Raw genomic sequence first — 13187 nt, 5'->3', positions numbered from 1 at the left:
TGGGCCGATGGTAGTAAGGGGTACGCCCCTTGCAAGAGTAGGTATCGCCCGGGTTTATTTTTTTGCAGGCTTTCGCCTGCTTTTTTTTATTGTATGGGTAGATTATTCAATTTTTTAATATAAAGCATAAATATAAAAACAAAGAATGATGTTTTAATTTTGTTACATTTATAATGTCTAATTTGTGGTAAAATTTTATTAGACTTTTTAATTAAGGAGTGTTATTGCGTGCTTAAACTGGAGAACATTTCTTATAGCGTTTCAGATAAAAAGATTTTAGATAATATATCTTTAAGTTTTTCTGTAGGCAAGAAATATTCTATTTTAGGTACTAATGGTGCTGGAAAAAGTACTATAGGATATTTAATTATGGGATTGGAAGATTACAAACCAACGGAAGGAAAGATTTTTTTAGATGGAAAAGATATAACCCAAAAAAATGTGTATGAACGTTCAAGATTGGGAATAACTTTAATGTGGCAGGAACCTGCAAGATATGAAGGATTGAATGTTTATACTTATTTAACACTTGGTGGTAAGTTGGATGTGACAAAAGATGAAGTAGAGGAAGCCTTGGAGAAAGTAGGACTTGATCCATTGCTTTATATGAAAAGATTTGTGGATAAAAGCTTAAGTGGAGGAGAAAGAAAGAGAGTCGAACTTGCTTCAATCATTCTTTTAAAACCAAAATATGTGATATTTGATGAACCTGATTCAGGGATAGATATAATGAGTCTTGATATGATAAATAATATAGTTGATTATGTTGTATCTTATGGTGGCACACCAATAGTTATTACCCATAGAGAGGAAATGGCATATAATACGGATGAGGCGTATCTATTATGTGCGGGAAAGATCCTAGCACATGATAACACAAAAAAAGTTATTGAAATATTTAAAAATTTATGCAATGCTTGTGATCATCCTAACGTTCCTGTAACTAAGGAGTTGAAAATCGATGGACGTTAAAAGAGAATTTGAAACTATTGTAAAAACGGTTGAAAAATTAGGAACAGATGCATCTAAATTTCTAGATAAGAGAATTGCATCGATTATTATAAGTGGTGATAAAGTTTTAGGTTTGAACAATATTGAAGGAATAAAACTTGTTCCAAAACAAATAAAAAATGGTGTGCAAGTTGATATGGAAATAATGGAAAATACTCATATTCCAATGCCGATACACGTTTGTACGGGATATATTGAGAAAACAGGATTGCAAAATGTGGTTTTTAATATCAAGGTTAGAAAAGGTGCAAGGGTAAAGTTTTTATCACACTGTGTTTTTCCACAAGCAGAGGATTTTACTCACAATGCTGTTTCAAATGTTGTAGTTGAAGAAAATGCCGTTATGGAATATATAGATGAACACTATCACAGTGATTCTGGGACTATAAATCTTATTACAAAGACTTATGCTGTAGTAAAAAAAGGCGGTGTTTACAAGAATTCCTTTACTTTGACAAAAACACGAGTGGGAAAATTAGACGTTCTCATGGATGTAAAATTAGAAGACTTTGCCGTTGGTGAAATGGTCTCTAAAGTGAAAGCCTCAAAAAGTGATGAAGTAAGCATAAATGAAATATTAAGGCTTGATGGAAAGAACTCAAAAGGACTTGCAAAAACAATAGTAGTTGCTTTAGATAAATCAAAGGCAAAAGTTTTAAATGAAGCATATGGTAATGCTCCTTATTCTAGGGCACATATATCATGTGAAGAAATAACTAAAGGTGATAAGATAGAAGTTGCAACTGTTCCAGTTTTAAAAATAAAAGATGACCTAGCAGAACTTACACATGAGGCATCTATTGGAAGGGTAAATCAAAAGCAATTAGAAATGTTAATGGCAAAAGGTCTTACAGAAGATGAAGCAACAGAATTAATTATAAAAGGGCTTTTACACGATTAACCCAGCATGATGCTGGGTTTTTTATTAAAAGGATTTAATTAATGTGAACTTAGTTTTATTCTGATAGTCTAAAATGTGGATATGAAATTTGGTTTTTGGGGAGGGTAGAGGTGCGAAAAAAGGTTGTTTTTCTTGCACTAATAATTTTTGTGTTTTTTAGTTGTGTGTTTAGCAAGGAATTAACTGTAGGTTTGTATAACAACAAACCATTAATTTATTTTGAAGAAGGAAAACCTAAAGGTTTTTTTGTTGATATTTTAAACGAGATAGCTAAAAAAGAAAATTGGAAGTTAAATTACGTGTATAACGATAATTTTTCTGTATTGTACAATAAATTAAAACAAGGAAAAATAGATATACTTTTGGATTTAGCGTATTCAAAAGAAAGAGAGAGAGAGATTAGTTTTAACAATGAAAGTGTTTTTGTTAATTGGGCACTTATATATTCGTATGATAAGAATTTGAAATCTATATTAGATTTGAATAATAAAACTGTAGCGGTTTTAAAAGATGATATTTATTATGTAGGAAAAGAAGGAATAAAAAAACTTGCAGAAAGATTTAAATTAAATATACAGTTTCTAGAGGTTGCATCTTACGAAGAAGTATTTAGGATGGTAAGTGAAAAGAAAGCATACGCAGGAGTAGTTAGTAGAATATATTTGGGGAAGAGGTATTCTTTGTTCAAGACACCGATAATTTTTTATCCAGTCGAGATTCGTTTTGGGTTTTCCAAAGATATTGACAGAGAAATAATAGCTAAAATTGATTTTTATTTAAAAAAATGGAAATCTGACAATAGTTCTATATATTATATATTACTTGATAAATATTTGTTAATTAATAATGAAACAATACCGATTTGGATAAAAATGGTTGTTTTTGTAAGTTTGATTTTAGTTTTTACTGTTTCTTTTTCGCTTTATTTACATAGAAAAGCATTGAAAAAAGCAACGAAAGAACTTTTGGAGAATAACAAAAAATTGAAAATTTTGTATAAAGAAAATAAAAATTTTTCTGAGAATCTTTACAAAATGGTTGATTTGTTGTCTAAAATGGTACCTGGACAGGATTTAGAAAATTTTTGTAAATATGTGCTTGAGACGGCTATACAAATTGTTCCAGAAGCAAACTATGGAAGTATAATCCTTGTAAATGAAAAAGACAAAACAGCAAAGTTTGTTGCAGCATATGGTCATGATTTAGAAAAACTCAAGCAGATTAATATGTTTAATACAATACCTTTAAGTGAGGATATAAGGATAGTGAAAGATATTATTAATACCGATAAGGTAAGAGAACTTTCAAAAAAAGAGTATGAAATATTGGTAGATGCTTCAAAACCCATGAAAGAAACTTTGGTTAATGAGATTCAATTGGCCCCTTATTTGTGGATAAGACTTTTGCTAGATATAGATGTAAATAGCAAAGAGGCTTTTTCTGAACAATCAAGGAAATTGATAAAGGGATTGGGGAATTTAGTAAAAGCCTTTTGGCTTGAGAAAAAGTCGACTGAAGAGATAAAGAATGCATCTATGAGATTTGCAGAAAAACTTTCGACTATAGCGGAGGCGTATGACGATGTAACAGGTGAGCATATTTATAGAGTTGGAAAAATTTCTGGATTTATTGCGAAAAAATTAAATCTTCCAATGGAAAAAGTGAAAGAAATAGAATCGTTTGCCCCATTACATGATATTGGTAAGATATTTGTCAGTAAGAAACTGATTAGGAAAAACGGGGGGTTAACATATGAAGAATTTGAAGAAATGAAGAAACATACGATATATGGTGCAAAACTTTTAGATGATCCATATTTTGAAACAGCAAAAAAAATAGCATTATACCATCATGAAAAATACAACGGCAAAGGATATCCATTTGGTTTAAAAGGGGATGAAATACCAATAGAAGCACAAATTGTAGCTATTGCAGATGTGTATGATGCGTTAAGGTCTCCAAGGCCATATAAAAGGGGATATACGCACGAAGAAGTAGTAAAAATAATACTTGAAGGTGATGGAAGAACATCTCCGGATGATTTTAACCCAAAGATTTTGGAGATATTTAAAAAGTATCATTTAGAGATCAAAAAAATTTACGATGACCTTTCACAAGGTATTGCTTCTTGATTATTTGTTATTTTTTATTGTCAAAAGCGTTATTCCGTCCATGAAATTGTGGATAAGTGCTGGATAGATTAAGCTTTTTGAAAGTTGAAATGTGTATCCAAGGATTAGAGAAATTACAAATCTAATGGGAAAAAGTTGTAAGAAGGCCTTAAATGTTTCGTTTTTAGTTTTAACGTTTAAAATGTGAAACAGTGAAAATATTACACTAGTTAAAGTAATAGAAATAAAAAGATTGATGCTTTTATTTAGATATGTTTGTATTAATCCTCTGAAAAAAGTTTCCTCAGTTAGCCCCACAAAAAAAAACACATAGATTATCTGCCATTTTGACCTTATTTTTAGATAACTAAAATTTTCTATCTCTTCTTTTTTCGCTTTTTTTGCAAAGATGTAAGAGATAATAAAAATGGGTATTCCAAATACTACTATAAATGTTAATCCTATCTTAAAATCACCTATTTGAAATCCCATTTCTTTAATGTTTATCTTTAATATGTAAGCAAATGTTATAGAGTATAATATAGTTATGGGAGAGAGTATTGTTTGAATTTTAAAGATATCCCTTGTGGTCTTAAATAACTTATTGGATATTTTTTTAGAAAGTGTTATGTACAAAAGAATTATTGCAAAGATATTTATTAAAGGGAAAATAATTTTCATTTTATCACCTCGTGTTAATTATATCAAAAAAAGGGGGGATTAAATGGTAAAGTTGATAAAGAACGCCACAGTTTATACGCCTAAGTATATTGGAAAAAAGGACATTTTAATTTTAAACGGAAAGATTGCAATTATTGAAGAAGGGATAAATATCGATAATTTTCCATTGGATATTCAAATGTACGATTTTTCTGGAAAAATTGTTGTTCCAGGGTTTATTGATGGGCATGTCCATATTACTGGCGGAGGTGGTGAGGGGGATTTTTCAACTAGAACGCCGGAAATTAATTTGAGGCAATTAATAAAGGGAGGAATTACTACTGTAGTAGGTTGTTTAGGAACAGATGGTATAACTAGAAGTCTTGAAAATTTGTATGCAAAGGCAAAATCATTGAGCAAAGAAGGGATAAATGCTTTTATTTACACAGGTTCTTATGCAGTTCCACCTGTAACCTTTACAGGTAGTATAGCAAAGGATATTGTATTAATTGATAGGGTTATTGGTGTTGGAGAGATAGCAATTTCAGACCATAGATCAACTCAACCGACTTTGGAAGAGATAAAAAAGATAGTTTCAAATGCTAGATTGGGAGGACTTATCTCTGGAAAAGCAGGTATTGTTAATTTTCACGTTGGTTCTGGTAAATTTGGAATAGATTATTTGTTTGATATTGTAAAAGACACAGAAATTCCCATAACCAATCTATATCCCACCCATATGAATAGAAATAAAAAATTGTTGGAACAGGGGATAGAATTTGCAAAAATGGGTGGTTTTTTTGATTTAACCACAAGTTTTTCAACAAATGAGGATAAAATTAGAACAGTAAATTATTTAATGGAATGTTATAAATCCAAAGTAATTGATAGAGTTACTTTAACTTCAGATGGCCAGGGAAGTCTTCCAAAATTTGACAAAGATGGTAATTTTATAGGTTTGCAAATTGGGGAAGTTACCTCTTTATACGAAATTGTAAAGACAAGTGTGAAAAAAGGATATTTGCCGTTAGAAGAAGCGTTAAAGACTATAACAGTTAATCCTTCTAGGGTGTTAAAACTTAAATTTAAGGGTAGATTAGAGAAAGGTTATGATGCGGATTTAGTTGTGTTAAATGAAAATTTGGAAATTGATAGTGTTGTTAGTTGTGGGGATTTTTTGATGTACAAAGAGAAAATAGTGAAAAAAAGTACTTTTGAAGATTAAAAAGGCAAACGTTTTAACAAGATATTTATAAGTGTAGAAGAGAAAAATAATAAAAATAATGATGTTAATGTAAAAAAATCTTGTTCTAAAGTAATAAAAACGGATGTTTTATGATATAATATAACGTTGGAACAGTTTCCAACAAGTTGTAAACTAGTTTTTTTGTTGTAGTAAAATAATCTTGGAGTATTTTAAAAAAGGAGGGGAAAGTGTATGAAAAAGTTATTAGTATCTCTTTTAATGATTCTGATGGTTTTCAGTGTATTTGCAGTAAAAATTACCATTTGGACATCTGAGGCACAAGCACCTATTCTTACAAAATTAGGTGATGAGTTTAAATCTATTTATGGAATTGACGTAGAAGTTGTGCAAGTTAACTTTAACGATATAAAATCCAAATTTTTAACAGCAGCCCCAGCTGGTGAAGGTGCTGATATTATTGTTGGAGCACATGACTGGGTGGGAGAACTTGCAGCAAATGGTCTTATTGAACCAATTCCAGTTCTTCCGGAAAAAGACAAATATTTACCCACTCCACTTAAAGCATTTACTTATAACGGAAAGCTTTATGGTATTCCATATGCTTTTGATGGACCTGCTTTGATTTACAACAAAGATTACGTTGAGAATCCACCAAAAACATTTGATGAATTAATCAAGGTTGCAAAGCAAATTCAAGAGGAATATGAAGGAGAAGTAAGGGGATTAGTTTACGATTTCAAGAACTTTTACTTTAGTAGTTATGCAATCTTTGGCTTTGGAGGATATGTATTTGGTGAAAAAGATGGAAAAATAAATGTAAAAGATATAGGTCTTGCAAATGAAGGAGCAGTAAAAGGATTGTCTTTGATAAAGAGATTAGTTGATGAAGGTCTTCTTGAATCAGGTGACAATTACAATGTTATGGACAATATGTTTAAAGATGGACAAGCTGCTATGATTATTAATGGACCTTGGGCAGTACCTGGTTGGAAAGAGGCAGGTATAGACTTTGGAGTTGCTCCAATTCCTGAACTTGAACCAGGCGTGAAACCAAAACCATTCTTTGGTGCACAGGGATTTATGGTAAATGCAAAATCCCCAAACAAACTTTATGCAATTGAATTCTTGACAAAATTCATTTCAACAAAGGATGTAATGTACAGAATTTATCTTGCGGATCCAAGGGTACCATCTAGAAAAGACGTATTGCCAATGGTTGATGATGTAACAAAGGCATTTGCAGAATTCCTTGGAAATTACGGGCTTCCAATGCCAAATGTCCCTGAAATGGCAGGTGTATGGGGAGCAATGGGAGATGCACTTTCAAAGGTACTTGACCAAGGAATACCAGTAGAACAAGCTTTGAAAGAAGCTGTTGATACGATTTTAGCTGGAATTAAGTAAAAAATATTTAGGGGGGAGTAGCCCCCCATTTTTATCGGGAGGAGATGAAATGATTAGGTTTTGGAAATTTATAGGGTATGTATTTCTAGCTTTGTTTAATGCTTTTTCTATCTGGGGAGCATTATTTTTATTTTCCAGAGGTTTTTATGAACTTTCTATTACTTTTTTTGTTTTGCTATTTCTAATCGACTATTTTATTTTCAGTAAAGGTGCGTATCCATATAGATATATGATTCCTGCCGTTATTTTACTTTTTATCTTGGTATTGTACCCTATTGCTTTTACAATTAAAACGGCCTTTACCAATTATGGAACAGGTCATATAATGACTCGTCAAGAGGTAATCGATAGGCTTTTAACGGATCCAGTTTATACGTATGTACCCGATGAAGGGAAAAGTTACATTTACGAAATTTTTGTTAGATACGAGGGAATTAATCCTACGGGAGATTTTAAGATGTTGGTTTACAATGAAAACGGAGAAAAATATGTTGTTGGAAATATAAAGCCCATTAGAATGCAAGCGGGGAAGATGATTTTAGGTGAAGCACATTTAATATCACTTGAAAAGTACGAAGTTATGAAGGAAAATGGAAAAATAATTACGATAATGGACGGGGATAAAACGTATAATTATTTTTATTCACCTGTTGATAAAGAAACGGCTATTAATGAAGTGTTTTTTAAATCGAAAATTGCATTTCCTATATTAAGTAAAGTTGAAATTGTAAACAATAGAAGGGAACGCCTATCTTTGAGGTTTAGTAACGATGGAACTTTAAAGTTAGTTGAAATCAAACACCTTTATAGAATGGCGCTTTCAGAAGTGGTGGAAAATGGAAAAACTGTTGTGAAAGCAACGCTTATTAACGATTTGACTAATAGGCCGCTTTTGGAAGAAGATGGTACTTTTTATGATTTTGATGAAAACGAGGATAAAGTTCCCGTTTTGGGGTATATTTCTCACTTAGGTGGAAAGAATTTCACAAAAATATTTACTGATCCAACAATTTCCGGACCATTTACAAAGATCTTTTTGTGGAATTTTACATATGCGGCACTTAGTGTGGTATTTACATTTGCAATAGGACTTATTTTTGCCTTGGTTTTGAATAACAATACTTTGAAAGGAAGAACCCTGTATAGAACTTTACTTATTATTCCATGGGCTATTCCCGCGTTTATTTCCGTTTTGATTTGGAAGAATGGATTTTTTAACGAAACGTATGGAGTTTTGAATAGATTTGTTGTAAATGGCTTGTTTAACAAAGAATCTATTAAATGGATGACCAATCCATTCTGGGCGAAGGTTTCTGTGTTAATAGTTAACACATGGCTTGGCTTTCCGTATATGATGACAGTTAGTTTAGGTGCACTGCAGAGTATTCCAGAAGAGTTATATGAAGCAGCTTCAATAGATGGTGCGTCTAGGTCTAAAAGGTTTTGGAAGATTACTTTTCCACTTTTAATGACGACTATTGCACCATTGCTTGTGGGAAGTTTTGCCTTTAATTTCAACAACTTTGTTAACATATACCTGTTGACTTCAGGTGGGCCTGCCATTCCAAACACTAGTACTCCTGCAGGTGCTACAGATATTTTGATATCTTATACCTACAAACTTGCATTTGAAGCAGGAAGAGGACAAGATTTTGGCTTTGCAAGTGCAATATCCATACTGATATTCTTTATAGTGGCAGGCATTAGTTTCGTTAACTTTAGAATATCAGGTTCTTTTGAAGAGGTGAATAGATAATGGTTGTAAAAAAGGGCAATTGGTTGGTTCATATAATTTTAATAATCTTGATTGTTGGTATATTATTTCCCGTGGTGTGGGTTGTTTCAACCTCACTGAGGAGGGATAATGCTGCTTTTTCTTCAAAATTGTTTTCTTCTAGGATGAGTTTGCAAAATTACAGGGATCTTTTATTTCCAGAAGAAAATGTTTTAAGGTTGTTAAGTGACATAGAATCCATTACCACCAATTCAAGACCATATGATGAAAAGCCAGTAGAATTTTTGGTGGAAAAATTCAATGAGGATATAAAAAGGTTGGAAGATTATTCAAAAGAGTCCAGAAAATTGGTTGATATTACGGATAAAAAATTTAGTGAAATCCAAAGTTTTGTGAAAGAAAAATCAAAAGATATTATCCAAACGATTTTAGACACTTCAAGTAAGATTAAAGACAAAATAGATATTGAAAAGCCTTCTGAAAAGATGCTTTCTTTTGCGATGCTTGATCTTTTGGACGAGGGAAAGATAAAAAATGTAGACATAGATCAAAAATACAAAGAAATGTGGATGAAGGAAGTAAAATCTTTAAAAGAGGATGTTTCAAAAAAAGAAAGTGAGATAAAAAGTATTGAGTCACAAATTAATATTTTAAAGAAAAAAATGGATAATCAAAAAGTTGAATATGAAAGATTGAGGTTTATAGTTGAAGGTTCAATTATTCCACAAATGGAAAGTTTTAATAAGACGCTGATGGCAGCATACAATATATTGGAAAATCCGTCAAATATTAGTGCTTTTATCACAGAAAGTGATGAATTTCCCCAATACTTAAAAGTTTTTGATGTAATAAAGAACATTTCAAAGATACAACTAAAGGATAAATTTAAAGACTTAATTGATGAATTATCAAACAATGCACTTAAGGTAAAAACTTTGTGGGAAAACTATAACCAAAAAAATGTCACAAGCTATGGTGATTTTTTGTCTATTATTAACCAATTTAACATGAAATCTTTTAAACAGTTAAAAGAAGCAAAAAATGTGCTTGAAAATTTTGCAGTTATTGAAATGGATTATTTAGAAACTTCAAATAAATATTTACTTCTTTCAAATAGGCTGAAAAGCAAGAGGAAAGAATATGAAAATTTAAAAGTTAAACTTGCCGATGTGGAGATGCAACTTTTAGATGCAAAGGCATACATATTATCTGATAAATTATTTAAAGATATCGAAAGATTTGAAAGTAAGGTATCAAAGTATAGCCTTCCGAAGGATATTAATAAACTATACATAGCTTTAAAGTCTTTTAGAAAAAGTATAAATGGATTTTTAAGTTATATTTCAAACAATGAGTTAAAAAGTAGTGTAAGAGGTGAATTAAGAAAACTGGAATGGATTGATGATTACAGGGATTTAATCAAGAGGTATGGAAAGTTTTCAAAAGATGTTAAAGTATTTCTCGATAATTTTGATAATTATGTCAAGTCTATTAAAAAAACAGGAGAGAATGCAATTTATTCTGCAAAAAATGGTGTTAAAATTAGAATATTATCTCTTTCTCAACTTTTTACAGAAGTACAATCAAAATATCCATCTAATATAGCATCTAGTATGAGTATTGCTTCAAAAGCTGCGGCTGACTTGGTTGATAAATTTCCCGTTGAAGGGTTAAATGTAAAATTTAAGGAAATTGATAAAAGACTTTTTAGATTTGATCAAATATGGAAACAGAAGCAAAGACATTATCTTTGGAAATGGATATTTAATAGTGTTGTAGTTGCAGGACTTGTTTCAATAATTACCACATTTGTAAATGCATTGGCCGCTTATCCGTTCAGTAGAATGAGGTTTAAGGGAAGGAAATATGGTATAATGTCGTTGTTATTAATTCAGATGTTCCCAGCTATTATGTATATGATTGCACTGTATGGATTTTTAAGCTTTTTAGGAAGGTATATTCCATGGCTTGGATTAAATACATTGGGTGGATTGATTTTTGTGTATCTTGGGAATATAGCGTTTAATATGTATTTGATAAAAGGATTTTATGATACAATTCCAAGTTCTCTTGAAGAAGCGGCAATGATTGATGGTGCTACAAGGTGGCAGACATTTTGGAGAATAGTTATTCCACTTGCATCTCCTATATTGTCTGTTGTGGTAATATTAACCTTTATGGGAACATTTAACGAATTTGTTTTGGCAAAAATAATTCTCCAGGATGTAGAAAAGTACACTTATGCGGTAGGGCTTTGGACATTCTCAACAGGGCCATTTGAGACTGAATGGGGACTTTTCTCAGCTGCGGCACTTGTAGGAATGCTCCCAATGGTAATACTCTTCCTTTCTATGCAAAAGTATCTTGTTGGTGGTTTGACAAAGGGTTCGGTAAAAGGATAGTTGAAATTATCCCCGGTTTTTTGAAAAATAAAGCCGGGGATTTATTTTTTGGAGGTAGGTATATGAAACCCGTATATGAAAAGAGTATTGTGTCTTTTGTAAATGTCTTATTGAAACACTTTGGTGTTTCTCCATATCATGAATTTAAGGAAATGGAAGAATACCTTTTCCCATTTCTTGAAAAAAAAGAAAAGATCATAGTAGTTATATTGGATAGTTTGGGTTTTAAAAAATTTAAAGAATTAGGTGTAATTTTTGAAAATTACACAAGATTAAGTAGTGTTTTCCCCACTACAACAGTTGCAGCTGTTACGAGTATCATGACCGGGCTTACACCAAAAGAACATGGTCTTTTAGGATACGTCCAATTTTTACGTGAAATAGGAACATTGGTTAATATGATAGATTTTAGTTTTCCTGGAATGAGTGAAAACAGTTTTGCAACCCTTGTAAAGAGAAATATCAAAAGACTTCCAAACGTTTTTCAACTTTTAAAAAAAGAAGGTTTATATGGTGGAGTGCTTACCGCTCAAAATATTGCAAATTCCGGGCTTTCTTTTCTCATACAAAATAACGCCAATGTGTTAACTTATTATTCTACACTAGATATGCTTGTAAAATTGGAGAGAATGTTAAGGAAAGATTTTAAGGGAATTTTATTTACATATTATGGAATTATAGATGGGATAGGTCACAAGATGGGACCAGATAGTGATTCATATGAATATGAGGCAAAGTATATATTAGAATGGTTTAAAAAATTAAATACAGACAAGAAAACCAGAATATTTATATTGGCTGATCATGGTATGATTACCACACCAAATGAAAAAAATAAGTTTATGGGGAGTGAATTATTAAAATTCCTAAAGATTCCACCAGCAGGTGAGATGAGGATGATGTATTTTTATGTACAAGAAAATAAAAAGGAAAGGTTTCTAGAATATATGGAGGAAAAATACTCCGGAAAATTTGAAATCTATCCATCTAAAGAGTGTTTAATGGAAGGATATTTTGGTATAGGAAAGGCGCACCCTGAAACGGCGCACCGGATAGGAGATTATGTGCTTATTTGTAAAGATAACTATTCGTTTACTTATACCTACACGGGTGGAGAACAAAAACTCAAGGGAATGCATGGTTCTCTTTCTTATGAAGAACTCTTTGTACCACTAATTATAATCTAAATCTTACTACCTTCACTGTACATATCAAATGTATCGTTTTCATTTAATTTTAGAGTTAGCTTTTTCATGTGTTTTTTTTCTTCTTCAATAATTTTTTCCAGTGCATCGTTATTTAAAATGAGCATTTTTATATCATTGTAGAATATAATAGAATCTTTTTCAACTTCTATTGCAAGTTTTAAAGCTTCTTTTATACTTTGTGGAATCTTGTCAATATTTAATTTTGGAAATATAATATTATCTGCAAAAGCTCTTAAATATCCGATTTCCTCTTCGTTTAAATTTAGGTTTTCATCTTCATGTTCTTTTAATATATCTTCAAATATTTTTGCATGTTCCCTTTCCTCGTTAGCAAGTTCTAAAAATAACTCTTTTAATTTTCCAGAAGAAATATTTGATAGTTTTGTATAGTATGAATATCCCGCACCTTCAATCTTTAGAGCAACTCCCAATAATTCACTTGTTGTCATTTAAAAACACCTCCTTTTTTAAAAAGGTGTTTCCTAAGAGGAAACACCTTATATATTAACTTAGACATTATAATTTAAAATTTGATAAGTATTGATTTA

10 protein-coding genes are annotated in these 13187 nt (G+C 31.3%); 8 read left to right on the top strand and 2 right to left on the bottom strand.

Translation table 11 applies throughout. The annotated features are described in order from the left end of the window. The first annotated feature begins 228 nt into the window (after window positions 1-228). The 3 genes from AS157_RS04825 to AS157_RS04815 all read left to right on the top strand — a co-directional run bounded on the left by AS157_RS04825 (window position 229) and on the right by AS157_RS04815 (window position 4044). Window positions 229-972 carry an ATP-binding cassette domain-containing protein gene (locus AS157_RS04825; RefSeq protein ID WP_214494984.1) on the top strand — a complete coding sequence of 248 codons (744 nt, stop codon included), beginning with the start codon at window positions 229-231 and terminating at the stop codon, window positions 970-972. Then, complete coding sequence (locus tag AS157_RS04820) at window positions 962-1912, top strand: SufB/SufD family protein (RefSeq protein ID WP_077289074.1); 951 nt, start codon at window positions 962-964, stop codon at window positions 1910-1912. Before AS157_RS04825 ends, AS157_RS04820 begins: the two co-directional genes overlap by 11 nt. A 110-nt stretch (window positions 1913-2022) precedes the next feature. Then, entirely contained in the window at window positions 2023-4044 is a 2022-nt protein-coding gene (locus tag AS157_RS04815; protein ID WP_231450292.1) for an HD domain-containing phosphohydrolase, read from the top strand. Here the strand turns inward: AS157_RS04815 and AS157_RS04810 are convergent, their stop codons facing one another. Then, on the bottom strand, window positions 4045-4704 hold the full coding sequence (locus AS157_RS04810; protein ID WP_250880065.1) for a CPBP family intramembrane glutamic endopeptidase: 660 nt from the start codon (window positions 4702-4704) through the stop codon (window positions 4045-4047). A 43-nt stretch (window positions 4705-4747) separates the two neighbouring features. Here AS157_RS04810 and iadA point away from each other — a divergent pair, with 43 nt between their 5' ends. The 5 genes from iadA (at window position 4748) to AS157_RS04785 (ending at window position 12618) form a co-directional block, all read left to right on the top strand. Continuing rightward, a complete protein-coding gene (gene iadA / locus AS157_RS04805) occupies window positions 4748-5908 on the top strand; it encodes a beta-aspartyl-peptidase (RefSeq protein ID WP_077289072.1) in 1161 nt (386 codons plus the stop codon). 213 nt (window positions 5909-6121) lie between these two features. Further along, complete coding sequence (locus tag AS157_RS04800) at window positions 6122-7294, top strand: sugar ABC transporter substrate-binding protein (protein WP_075665651.1); 1173 nt, start codon at window positions 6122-6124, stop codon at window positions 7292-7294. A 49-nt stretch (window positions 7295-7343) separates the two neighbouring features. Continuing rightward, complete coding sequence (locus AS157_RS04795; RefSeq protein WP_077289071.1) at window positions 7344-9050, top strand: ABC transporter permease subunit; 1707 nt, start codon at window positions 7344-7346, stop codon at window positions 9048-9050. Next, window positions 9050-11431 (top strand): sugar ABC transporter permease, encoded by a 2382-nt coding sequence (locus AS157_RS04790; RefSeq protein ID WP_077289070.1) that lies wholly within the window; start codon window positions 9050-9052, stop codon window positions 11429-11431. Before AS157_RS04795 ends, AS157_RS04790 begins: the two co-directional genes overlap by 1 nt. A 62-nt stretch (window positions 11432-11493) precedes the next feature. Next, on the top strand, window positions 11494-12618 hold the full coding sequence (locus tag AS157_RS04785; RefSeq protein WP_197023177.1) for an alkaline phosphatase family protein: 1125 nt from the start codon (window positions 11494-11496) through the stop codon (window positions 12616-12618). On the opposite strand, the gene AS157_RS04780 is transcribed toward AS157_RS04785, so the two are convergent. Beyond that, a complete protein-coding gene (locus tag AS157_RS04780) occupies window positions 12615-13088 on the bottom strand; it encodes a ferritin-like domain-containing protein (RefSeq protein ID WP_077287238.1) in 474 nt (157 codons plus the stop codon). The genes AS157_RS04785 and AS157_RS04780 overlap by 4 nt on opposite strands. Window positions 13089-13187 lie beyond the last annotated feature (99 nt).

The sequence above is a fragment of the Thermosipho sp. 1244 genome, assembly GCF_018588215.1.
Taxonomy (GTDB): domain Bacteria; phylum Thermotogota; class Thermotogae; order Thermotogales; family Fervidobacteriaceae; genus Thermosipho; species Thermosipho affectus.
Note: the sequence above shows the minus strand (reverse complement) of the source record. Positions and strands in the feature narration are given on the sequence as shown.

Excerpts from the sequence above, each read along its gene's own strand:
- AS157_RS04810 (WP_250880065.1), bottom strand. The coding sequence starts at position 4,704 with ATGAAAATTATTTTCCCTTTAATAAATATCTTTGCAATAATTCTTTTG.
- AS157_RS04795 (WP_077289071.1), top strand. The coding sequence starts at position 7,344 with ATGATTAGGTTTTGGAAATTTATAGGGTATGTATTTCTAGCTTTGTTT.
- AS157_RS04800 (WP_075665651.1), top strand. The coding sequence starts at position 6,122 with ATGAAAAAGTTATTAGTATCTCTTTTAATGATTCTGATGGTTTTCAGT.
- AS157_RS04820 (WP_077289074.1), top strand. The coding sequence starts at position 962 with ATGGACGTTAAAAGAGAATTTGAAACTATTGTAAAAACGGTTGAAAAA.
- AS157_RS04790 (WP_077289070.1), top strand. The coding sequence starts at position 9,050 with ATGGTTGTAAAAAAGGGCAATTGGTTGGTTCATATAATTTTAATAATC.
- AS157_RS04780 (WP_077287238.1), bottom strand. The coding sequence starts at position 13,088 with ATGACAACAAGTGAATTATTGGGAGTTGCTCTAAAGATTGAAGGTGCG.
- AS157_RS04785 (WP_197023177.1), top strand. The coding sequence starts at position 11,494 with ATGAAACCCGTATATGAAAAGAGTATTGTGTCTTTTGTAAATGTCTTA.
- iadA (WP_077289072.1), top strand. The coding sequence starts at position 4,748 with ATGGTAAAGTTGATAAAGAACGCCACAGTTTATACGCCTAAGTATATT.